The following is a 12,823-nucleotide window of genomic DNA, read 5'->3' as shown; positions in this document are numbered from 1 at the left end:
CTCCGCGGCCCCATCCTGCGCGGGCGGCGCCCCCGCGGGCTCGGCCCCCCCGCAGGCAGCCAGCAGCGCGAGCACGCCGACGGCGATCGCGGTGCGGGCGGGACGACCGTCGACGAGGATGAAGGCAGAGCGTTCCATGGCGGGACCTTGAGCGCGGGCGCTGGATGTCGAGGCCGCCATTGAACCCGATGAAGCCGCCGTTTTCCACCAGAGTGGTACCGGTTCCACAATGTGTTACCTGCATCACAAGATCGCATTGAATCGGCGATGGAACGGCTGGAACGAACGTTCACGTTGCACGGCAGGACGCGCCGACCCGCGCTGAGTTGACGCGGATCAACACGCGTCGGGCGAAACGGCGCCAAGCTCGGGCTCCATCGCCGGCCGGGACACTGCCATGCAACACGCTGCCGTACGCGTCATCCTCGAAGAGCACAGCGCCATGTCGGCGATGCTGCGCTCGATCAGCCTGCTGCTGGCCGACCACCGGCGGCGCGGCAGCCTGCCGGATTTCGGCGTGCTGCGCGCGATGCTGTTCTACGTCGACGAGTTCCCCGAACGCCTGCACCATGCGAAGGAGAGCGAGTTGCTGTTCCCGTTGCTGCGCAGGCGCACGACCGAAGGCGACGAGGTGCTCGACCGGCTCGACCGCGAGCACGCCGACGGCGAGCGGGCGATCCGCGAGCTGGAGCACGAGCTGCTCGGCTTCGAGATGATGGCCGACACCGCGCAGCTGTGCCAGCGCCGCGACCGCTTCGAGCAGGCGATGCAGCGCTACATCGATTTCTACCTCGCGCACATCCGGGCCGAGGAGACCGAGGTGCTGCCGCTCGCGCAGCGCGTGCTGACCGCCGAGGACTGGGTCGGACTGGACCGCGCGTTCTGCGCCAACCGCGACCCGCTGGCCGGCCACCCGCCGGACGACAACTACCGGCATGTCTTCAAGAAGATCCTGTGGGCCCTGCCGCCGCCGCTGGGCATCGGGCCGGCGATCGGCCACTGCAGCCGGCCGCCGGGCGGGCGCTGACGGCGTGCGCCGCCTGCGCGTTGCACTGCTGATCGCCGGTACCTGGGCCGCCGGACTGGCCGGATGCGCCGGCCTGGGGCCATTGCCGGCGCCCGCACCGGCAGCGGGCTTTGCGGCCGCGGTGAGCCGCGGCAGCGCGTTCGCGGTCGGCGTCTACGGGATCGGCGCGGATGCCCGTGCCGAATTCGACGAGGACACGCTGCCGCGCGGCGACGAACTGGCGCCGTGGAGCACGGCCGAACTGCCGGCCCGCATCGGCGCCGGCTTCTTCATCGACGACGGCGGGGCGATCGTGACGGCCGCCCACGTCGTCGCCGGCGCCAACCAGGTGCTCGTCAAGCTGCCCGACCAGCGCGTGCGGCCGGCGCGGGTGCGGGCCATCGATCGCGACATGGACATCGCGCTGCTCGAACTGGACGTGCCGCCCGCCGCCGCACCGGTGTTCGGCCGCTCGGCCGCGCTGCGCGCCGGCGATTGGGTGCTGGCGGTCGGCGAACCGTACGGCCTGAACCGCTCGGTGGTCGCCGGCATCGTCGGCGGGCGGACCCGCCATTTCGCGGAAGACGGCGAGGTGCTGTTCATCCAGAGCGACCTGACGCTGAACCCGGGCAACTCCGGCGGGCCGCTGCTCGATGTGCGCGGCGCCATCGTCGGCATGAGCCTGCGCACCGTGGTCGGCCCCTATGGCAGCTCGGGCGTCAGCCTGTTCATGCCGATCGAGGTCGTGCAGCAGGTGGTGGCGGAACTGCGCAGCGACGGGGCCGCGCCGCGCCCGCGGCTGGGCGCCGGCTTCGAGGACGTGTCGCCGCTCGCGGCCTGGCACGCCGGCCGGCCCGATGCGCGCGGCGCCTTCATCAATGCCGTGGCGCGCGGCAGCGTCGCGGCGACGCTCGGACTGCGCGTCGGCGACATCGTGGTCGGCATGAACGGCCGGGCGCTCGGCGACAGCGGCGACTTCGTGCGGGCGCTGCTGTCGTGGCGCTCGGTGGCGGGCACGCGGCTGACGGTGTTCCGCGCGGGCGGCTACCTCGAGCTGCGTGCCGCGGCCCGCGATTGACGTGGGTCAAATCGCGGCGCCGCAGTGCACCGAACAATGGATCCGCTCGATGACCCTTGCGCTGGAGACCGCATGGCGCTGCCCACCCAGACCCACCTCGAAGCCGCGCGCGGCGGCACACCCGCCTGCACGCGGCGTCGCTTCATCCGGCTGGTGCCGGTGGGCGCCGCGCTGTGGTTCCCGGCGGCGCACGCCAAGCCGAAGCCGGTGCCGCCACCGGACCCGTCGACCTTCCCGCACCTGGACGAGCGCGATCCCCACGCGAAGGCGGTGGGCTACGTCGAGGACGCGGCGCGCGTCGACCGCCGGGTCTATCCGAAGTTCACCGCCGGCAGCACCTGCGACAACTGCGCGCTGTACCGCGTGCCGGCCCAGGCCTGGTCGGAGTGCACCCTGTTCCCGCGCAAGCTGGTGGCGGCCAAGGGCTGGTGCGACGCCTACGTGCGGCGCGCGGCACCGTGACCTGCCGTGGGCGCCTGTCGGGGCGCCGGGTCGGCGACCCGCACGAGCCACTCGTGCATGAGCTGCTTCTCGCCCGCGGTGAGTCCCGGCAGGTCGGCCAGGTGCGCACGCAGCGTCGAGACCGCCGCAGCCACGCCGGAGTCTTTCACCGGGGCGTCCTTCAGGATGGCGCCCAGGACCGCGTCGCGGGCCGCCTCGGCCATGCCGCGACGCGCCTCGGGGGCCCTGCCGAGCATCTCGAGCACCGTGCCCTTTGCCATCGCGTGGCAGAGGTCGACCGCGCGCTCTTCACTCACCGTCAGCCGGCCGGCCAGGGCGATCGCATGAATCCTGTCGCGCAGCACCGCCAGCCCCGCCACCGCGGCCTTCGACGTGCGACCGGGCCGGCCGTAGATCAGCACGAAGACCTCGGGGTTCTCCAGCCCGAATGACGTGTAGCCCATGAAGCCCTTGCGGAGCGACTCGACGGGGTCCACGCCGGACTTGTCGGCTCGCTTCCTGGCGACGAAGTCGGCCAGCGCCTGTTCCGCAACGGCGTCGAGCAGGCCCTCCTTGTCGCCGAAGAGCCGGTAGATCGCCGGCGCCTGCACGTCTGCCGCCGCGGCAACGGCACGCGTGGTCACGGCGTCGCCGCCGCCCTCGGCCAGCAGTTGAATGGCGGCGGCAACGATGCGTGTGCGGGATTCATCCTTCACGCGACCGCCCCAATGCGCTGGAACAACTCGAACAGGTTCCCCCACGGGTCGGTGAAGAAGGCGATGCGGTGACTGATGGGCGGAACGTCGAAGGGGTCCCGCACGATGTTCACGCCACGGCGGCGCAGCGCTTCGACGGTGTCGTCGGCGTTGTCGACTCGCAGGCAGACGTGATCCCAGCCGGCCACCCTGACATCGCCCCGCGACGGACGCGGCAAGGACTCCTGCCCTCCGAGCAACTCGATCCAGAAGTCGTCGTGAACCGCAGGCGCCAGGTAGACGAACCTGCGCTCGCCAAGCGCCATCGAGTGCATCACGCGAAAGTCGAGGGTGCTCGTGTACCAGGCGATGGCCGCATCGATGTCGTCGACGCGGATGCCCACGTGGTCCGGTCGGAACGACGTGAAGGGACTCGCGGTCTTCGCGGCAGGAGCGACGAAAGGCAGCGGCATCTGGATCTCCTGGGCGTGAGGCCCGATATCAGTGGTATCAATTCATTGATATCAACGATAACACAGATGCCCGCAACGGAACCCAGGATGTCGCGCTCACCGGAGCTTGACGACGACCTTGCCCTTCGCGCGGCCCGCTTCGACATACGCCATCGCCTCGTTGGTCGATTCGAACGGGAAGACCCGGTCCACCACCGGCTGGATGACGCCGGCATCGAAGAGCCGCGTGATCTCGCGCAACTGGCTCCCGTTCGCTCTCATGAAGAGGAACGAGTAGCCGACCCCACGGCGCTTCGCCTGTCGCCGCACGCCCGAGCTCAGCAGCCGCATGGCCAGCTTCACGAACCAGGGTGCCCCGATCTCCGTGCCGAAATCGGGATCGGGCGGCCCGGAGATGGAGACGAGCTTCCCGCCGGCCTTGAGCACGCGGAGGGACTTTGCGAGCGTCTTGCCGTCCTGGCTGTTCAGCACCACGTCGCAGTCGCGCAGGACATCCCCGAAGTCCTGGTTCCGGTAGTCGATGACGATGTCGGCGCCCAGGCGTTTCACGAGATCCACATTGGCCGAGCTCGTCGTCGTGGCCACGGTGGCGCCGAGATGCCTGGCCAGTTGAATGGCCACGGTGCCGACGCCGCCGGAGCCGGCCTGGATGAAGACCTTCTGCCCCTTCTTCAAGCCGGCCTTCACGACCAGGGCCTGCCACGCCGTCAAGGCCACCAGCGGGATGGAAGCAGCTTCTTCCATCGTGAGCCCTCGCGGCTTGAGCGCCAGCGAAGCTTCCTTGACGGGCACGAATTCAGCGAAGCTGCCGATCCGGAAGTCGTCCGGCCGCGCACAGACCTCATCACCGACCTTGAACTGCCGCACGCGCGGGCCGATCCTGACGACCACCCCGGCCACGTCGTGGCCGAGGATGAGCGGCAGGCGATACGGCAGGATGAGCTTGAACTCGCCGTCCCTGATCTTGGAGTCCAGCAGGTTCACGCCGGCGGCATGGACCTGGACCAGGACCTCGTCGTCGCGCAGCTCCGGAATCGGCACCTCTGCCAGTTCCAATGCGCCCTTCTTGCCGTATCGATGGAGAACGAATGCTTTCATGGTTCTCACGCCGCGAGACGCAGGTTCTTGCGAATGCCGGCGTCCACCATGCCGGCCGGTGCGAAGGTGCGAAGCAACTGCAGGAAGCCGGCGCGGCCGCCGGCCGTGTAGCGCAGCTTCGGGTGGGCCGCGATCGACGCTTTCAGCACGGTCTCGGCCACCACCGCCGGCTCGTCTGCCTCGTCGATCAGCTCGGTCAGCCGCTTGCCGACGGCCGCGCGAACGTCGCGGTACTCGTCGAGCTTGGCGTCGGGTTCGAGCAGGTTCGCCTCGAACTGCGTCCTGGTATTCGCGGGCTCGACCACCGAGACCCGCACGCCCATCGTGCGAAGCTCATGGTCGAGCGATTCCGAATAGCCTTCGACCGCGTGCTTGGTGGCGGCATAGAGCGCCATGTAGGGCGCCGGCAGGAAGCCGAAGATGGAGCCGATGTTGACGATGCGACCGCTGCGTTGGCGCCGCATGTGAGGCACGACGGCGCGGGTCATCCGGGCGATCCCGAAGAAGTTCGTCTCGAAGATCGACCGGGCCTGCGCCATCGAGCTCTCTTCCGCGCCGGCCGGGGCCGTGCTGAACCCCGCGTTGTTCACGAGCACGTCGATGCGGCCCTCCCTGCGCAGCACCTGCGCCACGGCGGCCTCGACGGATTCGTCGCTGGTCACGTCCAGCGACAGCATCTCGAAGGACTGCGGGTCTGCGTGGGCGCCACGCCGGCTGGTGCCGTAGACCTTGAAACCCGCCGTCGACAGCCGCTCGGCGGTGGCCTTGCCAATGCCCGAGGAAGCACCCGTCACGAGCGCCGTCCTGCCATTCATGTCCATGGTGTTTCCTTGCTATGCTGCGAGCGTTAGAAGACTGATGGTCTCCAATGTAGCAGACCATCGGTCTCTTGCGCAAGCCCCTTCCCGTGCAAATCCCTGCCAGCGACGATCCCGATGAGCCCTCCCTCCCCGTACCTGCGCGCGCGCTCCCCCGAACAGAAGGAGGAGCGCCGCCGCCACCTGCTCGACACCGCGAAGGCGCTGCTGCTGGACATGCCGGACGTGCATGACCTGGGCATCAACGAACTGGCGCGGCGCGCCGGGATGACCAAGTCGAACGTCTACCGGTACTTCGAGAGCAGCGAAGCCGTCTTGCTGGATGTGCTGGTCGAGGAGTTCGTCGTGTGGCGTGCCGAACTGCGCAAAGCGCTGGGGCGGGACCGCAAGCGCGCAGGAACCGTCGAGCACATCGCGCGGGCGTTCGCGGCCACCGTGGCGGCGCGCCCGCTGCTGTGCCGGCTCACCAGCATCTTCCCGTCGATCCTCGAGCACAACATTTCAGCCGGGCGCATGGTCGAGTTCAAGCATGGCCTGCTGGCCGTGCGCAAGGAGACCGCGCTCGACTTTCACGCCTGTGTGCCGTCGATCGCGGCAGCCAGCTTCGAGCGTTGCATCCACCTGGCCCTGCCGCTGCTCATCGGGCTCTGGCCGCTCAGCCACCCGGCCCAGGTCGCGGCCGAAGTGATCGAGCTGCCCGAGCTGGCGGCCTTGCGCTATCGCTTCCAGCAGGATCTGGAAGCGGCCCTGCTGATGCTGTTGCGCAGCCTGCCGAGCGAGCAGCTGGCGGGCGGCGGGTCTCAGCGAGACTTGCGCGCCGCGTCCTGAGCGGCTCGCTCGATCACGGCAGCGACCGCCTTCGGCTGCGTCATGAAGACCGCGTGGCTGGCTTTCACCTCGGTCACGGTGGCATCGATCCGCTTGGCCATCTTGTGCAGCATCCGCACGTCGAAGGCCTTGTCGTCGGTCGCGATGACAGCCCAGCTCGGCCGGGTCCGCCACGCAGCCTGCGTGAGCTTGGTGCCGAACACCGACATGTTGATCGGCACCTGCGAGTCCCGCAGGAACGCGACGTCCGCATCGGTGGCATCGCCAGCGAACCCGATCTTGAACTTGTCACGGTTGACGAAGCCGTACCCGTCGGCCTGGACGTCGATGACGAAATCGGGGGCCGAGAACCCGGTGTACTGCTCGCTCGTCGTCTCACCGGCGTCGGGCGACAGCGCCGACACGTAGACGAGGCCGACGACCTTCGGGTCGACACCGGCCTCGGTGATCACGGTGCCGCCCCAGGAGTGGCCGACGAGGATCGTCGGACCGTTCTGGAGTGCCAACGCGCGCTTGGTTGCGGCCACATCGTCGGCCAGCGAGGTCAGCGGATTCTGGACGATGGTGACCTGATAGCCGCGCTTGGTCAGTTCGTTGTAGACGCCACGCCAGCCCGAGCCATCTGCGAAGGCGCCATGCACCAGCACGACGTTCCTGACCTGGGGAGACTGTGCGTTGGCGCCACCACCAACGCCGACGATGCTGGCGGTTGCCGCAGCGGCGACGATGAGCTTGCGAAATGTGATGTTCATGGTGAGGTTCCTTGACGGTCGAAGAGGGTTGAGTGGATTCGCGAATCGTTTCGAAATGGTAGAGAAGACGGCGGTTAACGTGGTTGCAATTTCAGCCGCCGTAACTTGCTCTTTGAATTCGAATCTTTCCAGATCGTCTACAAAAAATTCTGTTGAATGAGTATTCACGCAATAAACGATCGCCTGTCGGGGCGCGGATTCGAAAGGGCATTGCACGGGGCGAAGACGCTTCGCCCGCTCTTGTTCAGATGCCGCAGGTCGCGCGGATCTCTTCGACGGCACGCTCACCGATCACGACGCAAGGCGCCATGGTGTTGCCGCTGGTGACGTGCGGCATGACGGATGCGTCAGCAATGCGCAGCCCCTGTACGCCATGGACTTTCAGGGAACCATCGACCACCGACATCTCGTCGCGGCCCATCTTCGCCGTACAGGACTGGTGCCAATACGTCACGGCCGCATTGCGTGCGTAGTTCTCCAGGTCCTTCCCGGCGAGCCTGCCCGGCAGGCTCTCGCGCTTGACGAGGCCCTTGAACGCGGACTGCGAGCCCAGGTCCTGCACCAACCGGATGTTCTCGAGGGCGCTTCGCAGATCATCCGGGTCCGACAGCGTGTTGGGCTGGATGACCGGGTTGTCCATCGGGCCGGCGCCCGACAGGGTGATGCGGCCGCGGCTCTTCGGATGCGCGAGGCCCGCGAACATCGTCCAGCCATGCGCCGGCACGCCGAGCGGCGCGGTCTCCGCGCTCGGGACGGGGAATTCCACCTGGCAATGGAACATGTCCGGCAGGCGCAACGAACTGTCGCTCGACCAGTAGAGCGTCGCTTCCGAACCGCCGTGGCCGACCTGCTGAGGGTGCTCGTACGCGAAGATGACGGCGAACGAGACATGGTCCTGGTGGTTGGCACCCACGCCGGGCAGATGCTGGACGAGCGGAATGCCGTGACGGCGCAATTCGTCCTGCGGGCCGATCCCCGATTGCATCAGGACCTTGGGCGTGTTGACGGCGCCGAGCGACAGGACGACTTCGCGGTCGGCGGTGAAGCGTTCGGTGCGTCCGTCGCGGATGACCTCGACGCCGGTGACGCGTTTGCCCTCGAACACCAGGCGGCTGACCAGCGTGTGGGTCAGCACCGTCAGGTTGGCCTGGCCGCGGCGGGGGTGAACGTAGGCCCGGTAGATGGAATTCCGCCGTCCGTCCTTGATGATGAGGTCGTTGATGGCAGCACCGCCGCGGCCTTCCATCATCGCGCCGTTGGGGTTCTCGAAGGCAGGGATGCCGATCTGCCGCGCAGCATCGATCAGCGCGCTCGCCACCGGTTGAGGGTGGCGGGCGGGGGAGACGTGAACCGGGCCGCCCACGCCTCGCCGCTTCGCATCCGGGGTGCCGCCGTAGTTCTCCACCCGCTGGTAGATCTTCAGCACGGATTCATAGCCCCAGGCCGGATTCCCGCTGGCCTCGGCGAAGTCCTCCCAGTCGTTCATGTGGCCGCGCGCCCAGAGCATCACGTTGATGCTCGAGCCGCCGCCCAGGACACGCCCCATGTTCAGCGGGATCTGCCGGTTGTTGAGATGCGGGTTGGGCGCGCCGCTGAAGTTCCAGTCTCGCTCGGAGCCGAGGTTCAGCGGCCAGTTTCCAGGCTGCTGCACGTCGAGGACCTCGTCATCACCCCCGGCCTCGATGAGCAGGACCCGCACGTCCGGGTTCTCGGCCAGCCGACCCGCGACCACGCAGCCGGCCGTGCCGGCGCCGCACACGATGAAATCGAAGTGGCTGTCAGGGATCCTGCCATCGGAGGAAACAGGCGTGGCGTGCGGTTGGCTGGAGTTCAAGGTCATGGTCATGTCCGGTGAAGGGGTGGTTGCGAGTGCGACGCTGGCTGCGCGCGGCGCGGAGTATGTTTCAAATCTATCAAATAACGCAAATTTGATAGAATTACCGACACGAACCCTGGGTTGATCGGGGGTCCTCTGCGCTGGCTTAAGCTCTGCGCCTTGCCTGTGACGCTGCCGTCCCCATCGATCCCGCCACCCCACCCTCCATGGAAGACGACGTCCTGACCACGACGGAAGCAGCCAAGCTTCTGGGCATCTCGGTTCGCACCACGCAACTCCTGATCGAGGGGGGCGGACTTCCGTCATGGAAGACGCCGGGCGGCCATCGCCGGGTCCATCGCTCCGACGTAGAAGCGCTGTTGCCGGGCAGCAGGCCTCAAGGGCGCGCGCACTCCGCAACGGTGCTCGTGGTCACGAACGAAAGCCGTCGGCCACGGTTCGAGGCCGTGCTCGAGCGGGTCGGGCATGTGTCCCCTCAGTTCCAGATGAGCACCTGGTCCGCGGCTGCGGCCGTCGCGGGGCGCCTTCCTGCCGCCGTCGTCGTCGACCTGGAGGCCTGGGGAAGCCAGGGCCTCGGGCTGCTGGAGACGCTGGCGAACGACGGCCGCTTCAAGGATGCGGAGCTCGTTGCCATCGCGCCCTCCGCGCGGCGCGGCGCATCGGCGCCGGCGGTACGCGTGCGCGAGATTTCGCTCGACCATCTGGAGGACCTGCTGACGAAGCTTGCGCAGGACGAGGGTCCGGCCATCGACATCGCCAGCAGCGGATTCCCGGTCGCTCCGAACGAGGGCAGCCGGCTGCAGGCCGTGCAACGCTCACGCCTTGTCGACACCCCTTCAGAAGCGCCATTCGACAGGGTGACGTGGCTCGCGGCGAATGACCTGAAGAGCCCCATCGCGCTGATGACGATCCTGACCGCAGAGCGCCAGTGGTTCAAATCGCGGCAAGGACTGGAGATGCCCGACACCCCGAGAAGCTGGGCCTTCTGCAACCACACCGTGCTGCAGCGGGACGTCCTGGAGATCAGGAACCTGGCGAAGCACGAGAGCTTCACCGKCAACCCGGCCGTGGCGGGCGCGCCGCACTTCCGGTTCTATGCCGGTGCGCCGGTCTACGACCCGGATGGATTCGCGCTGGGTTCCATCTGCGTCATCGACTACCGCCCGCGGCAACTGGACAGGACGCAGCGCAAGACCTTGCTGGAGCTTGCCGCGATCGCGTCCGACGCGGTGAAGCTGCGCGGGATCCAGGCGAAGCGCTAGTCGTGGGCGGCAATCAGATCGGAATCTGCGTCGTCGACAACACCTGCTTGAGCCCGATGAACGAGCGCACCTGGCGCACGCCGGGCAGTTGCAGCAGTTGCTCGGCATGCAGGCGGTTGAAGCTTTCGTTGTCGCGGGTTCGCACGATCATGAAGTAGTCGAACTCGCCGGTGATGACATGGCACTCCATGCATCCGGACACCTTGGCGACCGCCTTCTCGAACTTCGCGAACGAGTCGGGCGTCGACCGGTCGAGCACCACGCCGATCATCACGGTCATCCCCGCATCGAGCGCCCGCGGGCTCAGCAGCGCGACGATGCCGGTGATCAAGCCCAGCTTCTTCAACCGGTCGACGCGACGCAGGCAGGCGGGCGCACTCAGGTTCACCATGCGAGCCAGCGCGACGTTCGATATCGACGCATCTCGCTGAAGCGCCCGAAGAATCAACTTGTCGGTGCGGTCGAGATCGGCGGCCGGCCCCGGGGCCTGGACCGGGTTGGCAGCGCCCTTGGTCGATCGAATCTTTGTTGCGTTCATTCTTCTTCCTGCGCAAGTAAATCAGGTAGTGGCGACCCATTGACCATCAATGGTGCTTCGAGGCGACCTCATTTGCAACCCTGTGAACGGCCATTGTTCCTACGATGTCGGCACGTCGAACTTCACCGGACTCCGGCCATGAACCTGAATCGCTTCCCACGCCACGCGCTGACCTTCGGTCCTTCGCCCATTCACCCCCTGAAGCGGCTGAGTGCGCATCTCGGTGGAAAGGTCGAACTGTTTGCCAAACGGGAGGACTGCAACAGCGGCCTGGCGTTCGGTGGCAACAAGACCCGCAAGCTCGAATACCTGATCCCCGAAGCACTCGCAGAACAGTGCGACACGCTGGTCTCGATCGGCGGCATCCAGTCGAACCAGACGCGCCAGGTCGCCGCGGTGGCGGCCCACCTCGGGATGAAGTGCGTGCTGGTGCAGGAAAACTGGGTCAACTATTCGGATGCCGTCTACGACCGCGTCGGCAACATCGAGATGTCGCGCATCCTGGGCGCCGACGTGCGGCTCGACGCGGCCGGATTCGACATCGGCATCCGCCCAAGTTGGCAGCAGGCGCTGGACGATGTGAGGCGTGCCGGCGGCAAGCCCTTCCCGATCCCGGCCGGTTGCTCGGAGCACCGGCTGGGCGGGCTGGGATTCGTCGGGTTCGCGGAGGAAGTGCGCGCCCAGGAAGCCTCACTCGGCTTCAGGTTCGACTACATCGTCGTCTGCTCGGTCACGGGCAGTACGCAAGCCGGCATGGTGGTCGGCTTTGCCGCCGACGGCCGTGCCGACCGCGTCATCGGCATCGATGCGTCGGCCAAGCCGGCACAGACCCGCGCGCAGATCCTGCGCATCGCGCAGAACACGGCCGAACTGGTGGCGCTGGGCCGGGCCATCACCGACCAGGACGTGGTGCTGGACACGCGCTTCGGCGGGCCCGAGTACGGGTTGCCGAGCGAGGGCACCCTGGAAGCGATTCGCCTGTGCGCGCGCCAGGAAGGCATGCTCACCGACCCCGTCTACGAGGGCAAGTCGATGCACGCGATGATCGAGATGGTGCGCCAGGGCGAGTTCCCTGAAGGATCGAAGGTGCTGTACGCGCACCTGGGCGGCGTGCCGGCGCTCAATGCCTACAGCTTCCTGTTTCGCAACGGCTGAACGGAAAAAGCCGGCAAGAAAAAACGGGCTAGACGCCTGAGCATCTAACCCGTTGTTCCATTTCTTGTTTTTGGTGCGGCTGGCAGGATTCGAACCCACGACCCCTTGGTTCGTAGCCAAGTACTCTATCCAACTGAGCTACAGCCGCTGAGCCTCGCAGTATAGCAGGCTTTTTTCAGATTCCCGCGACCGTTGCAGCCTGTCGATAGCAATCGGCCGTGCGCTCGACATCGCCCTGCTGCTCGGCCAGGTGCGCGAGCAGCACCCAGGCGTCGCGGCGCGCGGCCAGTGGCAGCTCTTCGGCATCGGCGGCCTGCTGCAGCAGCAGCCGCGCCTTGCCCCACAGCTCGCGCTGCGCCAGGGCGCGGCCCACCGCATGCGCCAGCGCCGGCTCGCGCGGGAAGGCCTGCAGCGAGGCTTCCAGCCGCGGCAGCCAGTCGGCTCCGATGCCGTCGATCGACGCGACCAGCGCCTCGGCCAGCGCACAGCGCTCGTCGATGCCCAGCTCGCCCAGCCGCTCCCAGAACGGCCGCAGCGCGTTGCGCGCATCCGCCTGCGCGCCGAACTTCGACAGCCGCGTCGCGGTGCGCGCCGCGACGAAAGGGTCGCGCCGGTCGACCGCCTCGAGCGACAGCCACACGCGCCGCACCTGGTCGGCATCGCGCGCGCCATCGAGCGACTCGAACGCGAGCGAGCGCAGCAGGCCTTGTGCCGCATCCTTCGAGAACGCCTGGTGCTTGGCCAGCAGGCGCGCGGTCTTCAGCGCCTCGTGCGGCTGGCGGGCCAGCCGCGTGGCCTGCAGGCGCAGGCGCAGCGCATGCGTGCGGCGCGCGACCCCGGGC

General features: G+C 67.7%; 14 protein-coding genes and 1 tRNA gene. 6 read left to right on the top strand and 9 right to left on the bottom strand.

What is annotated here, in order from left to right; translation table 11 throughout:
- Window positions 1-397: 397 nt before the first annotated feature.
- The 3 genes from AC1D1T_RS23420 to AC1D1T_RS23410 all read left to right on the top strand — a co-directional run bounded on the left by AC1D1T_RS23420 (window position 398) and on the right by AC1D1T_RS23410 (window position 2,546).
- Entirely contained in the window at window positions 398-1,027 is a 630-nt protein-coding gene (locus AC1D1T_RS23420; RefSeq protein ID WP_465112640.1) for a hemerythrin domain-containing protein, read from the top strand.
- Between the two features lie 4 nt (window positions 1,028-1,031).
- Entirely contained in the window at window positions 1,032-2,084 is a 1,053-nt protein-coding gene (locus AC1D1T_RS23415; protein WP_477992568.1) for a S1C family serine protease, read from the top strand.
- Between the two features lie 72 nt (window positions 2,085-2,156).
- Complete coding sequence (locus AC1D1T_RS23410) at window positions 2,157-2,546, top strand: high-potential iron-sulfur protein (RefSeq protein ID WP_477827273.1); 390 nt, start codon at window positions 2,157-2,159, stop codon at window positions 2,544-2,546.
- Here AC1D1T_RS23410 and AC1D1T_RS23405 read toward each other — a convergent pair.
- The 4 genes from AC1D1T_RS23405 to AC1D1T_RS23390 form a co-directional block, all read right to left on the bottom strand.
- Complete coding sequence (locus AC1D1T_RS23405) at window positions 2,522-3,241, bottom strand: TetR/AcrR family transcriptional regulator (RefSeq protein ID WP_477827272.1); 720 nt, start codon at window positions 3,239-3,241, stop codon at window positions 2,522-2,524. The genes AC1D1T_RS23410 and AC1D1T_RS23405 overlap by 25 nt on opposite strands.
- Window positions 3,238-3,693: a VOC family protein gene (locus AC1D1T_RS23400; protein ID WP_477827271.1), complete on the bottom strand. Its 456-nt coding sequence runs from the start codon at window positions 3,691-3,693 to the stop codon at window positions 3,238-3,240. Before AC1D1T_RS23400 ends, AC1D1T_RS23405 begins: the two co-directional genes overlap by 4 nt.
- Before the next feature lie 96 nt (window positions 3,694-3,789).
- Window positions 3,790-4,791: an NADP-dependent oxidoreductase gene (locus AC1D1T_RS23395; RefSeq protein ID WP_477827270.1), complete on the bottom strand. Its 1,002-nt coding sequence runs from the start codon at window positions 4,789-4,791 to the stop codon at window positions 3,790-3,792.
- A 5-nt stretch (window positions 4,792-4,796) separates the two neighbouring features.
- Window positions 4,797-5,606 carry an oxidoreductase gene (locus AC1D1T_RS23390; protein ID WP_477827274.1) on the bottom strand — a complete coding sequence of 270 codons (810 nt, stop codon included), beginning with the start codon at window positions 5,604-5,606 and terminating at the stop codon, window positions 4,797-4,799.
- 120 nt (window positions 5,607-5,726) lie between these two features.
- Between AC1D1T_RS23390 and AC1D1T_RS23385 the strand changes: the two genes are divergently transcribed.
- The gene (locus tag AC1D1T_RS23385; protein WP_477843372.1) at window positions 5,727-6,437 is read left to right on the top strand and encodes a TetR/AcrR family transcriptional regulator; all 711 of its coding nucleotides are present in this window, start codon (window positions 5,727-5,729) and stop codon (window positions 6,435-6,437) included.
- Here AC1D1T_RS23385 and AC1D1T_RS23380 read toward each other — a convergent pair.
- Entirely contained in the window at window positions 6,410-7,189 is a 780-nt protein-coding gene (locus AC1D1T_RS23380; RefSeq protein ID WP_465112647.1) for an alpha/beta fold hydrolase, read from the bottom strand. The two genes, AC1D1T_RS23385 and AC1D1T_RS23380, sit on opposite strands and share 28 nt — an antisense overlap.
- A 244-nt stretch (window positions 7,190-7,433) precedes the next feature.
- Window positions 7,434-9,029: a GMC family oxidoreductase gene (locus AC1D1T_RS23375; protein WP_477844087.1), complete on the bottom strand. Its 1,596-nt coding sequence runs from the start codon at window positions 9,027-9,029 to the stop codon at window positions 7,434-7,436.
- A 203-nt stretch (window positions 9,030-9,232) separates the two neighbouring features.
- Here AC1D1T_RS23375 and AC1D1T_RS23370 point away from each other — a divergent pair, with 203 nt between their 5' ends.
- Entirely contained in the window at window positions 9,233-10,288 is a 1,056-nt protein-coding gene (locus AC1D1T_RS23370; protein WP_477992567.1) for a MerR family transcriptional regulator, read from the top strand.
- 13 nt (window positions 10,289-10,301) lie between these two features.
- Here the strand turns inward: AC1D1T_RS23370 and AC1D1T_RS23365 are convergent, their stop codons facing one another.
- Window positions 10,302-10,826 (bottom strand): Lrp/AsnC family transcriptional regulator, encoded by a 525-nt coding sequence (locus AC1D1T_RS23365; protein WP_465112650.1) that lies wholly within the window; start codon window positions 10,824-10,826, stop codon window positions 10,302-10,304.
- A 138-nt stretch (window positions 10,827-10,964) separates the two neighbouring features.
- Between AC1D1T_RS23365 and AC1D1T_RS23360 the strand changes: the two genes are divergently transcribed.
- Complete coding sequence (locus tag AC1D1T_RS23360; RefSeq protein WP_477827619.1) at window positions 10,965-11,981, top strand: 1-aminocyclopropane-1-carboxylate deaminase; 1,017 nt, start codon at window positions 10,965-10,967, stop codon at window positions 11,979-11,981.
- A gap of 71 nt (window positions 11,982-12,052) precedes the next feature.
- Here the strand turns inward: AC1D1T_RS23360 and AC1D1T_RS23355 are convergent.
- Together AC1D1T_RS23355 and AC1D1T_RS23350 are read right to left on the bottom strand one after the other, a co-directional pair.
- Window positions 12,053-12,129: transfer RNA gene (locus AC1D1T_RS23355), tRNA-Arg, on the bottom strand.
- 27 nt (window positions 12,130-12,156) lie between these two features.
- The coding region (locus AC1D1T_RS23350) for a heme biosynthesis protein HemY (protein ID WP_490363534.1) at window positions 12,157-12,823 on the bottom strand (667 nt) is incomplete at its 5' end.

It is taken from the genome of Rhizobacter sp. P2_H3 (assembly GCF_056403355.1).
This window is presented reverse-complemented; position numbering and strand designations above follow the sequence as displayed.

What these genes read in the sequence shown, in the direction of transcription:
- AC1D1T_RS23385 (WP_477843372.1), top strand. Translation starts at nt 5,727, where the DNA reads ATGAGCCCTCCCTCCCCGTACCTGCGCGCGCGCTCCCCCGAACAGAAG.
- AC1D1T_RS23400 (WP_477827271.1), bottom strand. Translation starts at nt 3,693, where the DNA reads ATGCCGCTGCCTTTCGTCGCTCCTGCCGCGAAGACCGCGAGTCCCTTC.
- AC1D1T_RS23390 (WP_477827274.1), bottom strand. Translation starts at nt 5,606, where the DNA reads ATGAATGGCAGGACGGCGCTCGTGACGGGTGCTTCCTCGGGCATTGGC.
- AC1D1T_RS23420 (WP_465112640.1), top strand. Translation starts at nt 398, where the DNA reads ATGCAACACGCTGCCGTACGCGTCATCCTCGAAGAGCACAGCGCCATG.
- AC1D1T_RS23380 (WP_465112647.1), bottom strand. Translation starts at nt 7,189, where the DNA reads ATGAACATCACATTTCGCAAGCTCATCGTCGCCGCTGCGGCAACCGCC.
- AC1D1T_RS23360 (WP_477827619.1), top strand. Translation starts at nt 10,965, where the DNA reads ATGAACCTGAATCGCTTCCCACGCCACGCGCTGACCTTCGGTCCTTCG.
- AC1D1T_RS23395 (WP_477827270.1), bottom strand. Translation starts at nt 4,791, where the DNA reads ATGAAAGCATTCGTTCTCCATCGATACGGCAAGAAGGGCGCATTGGAA.
- AC1D1T_RS23410 (WP_477827273.1), top strand. Translation starts at nt 2,157, where the DNA reads ATGGCGCTGCCCACCCAGACCCACCTCGAAGCCGCGCGCGGCGGCACA.
- AC1D1T_RS23365 (WP_465112650.1), bottom strand. Translation starts at nt 10,826, where the DNA reads ATGAACGCAACAAAGATTCGATCGACCAAGGGCGCTGCCAACCCGGTC.
- AC1D1T_RS23375 (WP_477844087.1), bottom strand. Translation starts at nt 9,029, where the DNA reads ATGACCTTGAACTCCAGCCAACCGCACGCCACGCCTGTTTCCTCCGAT.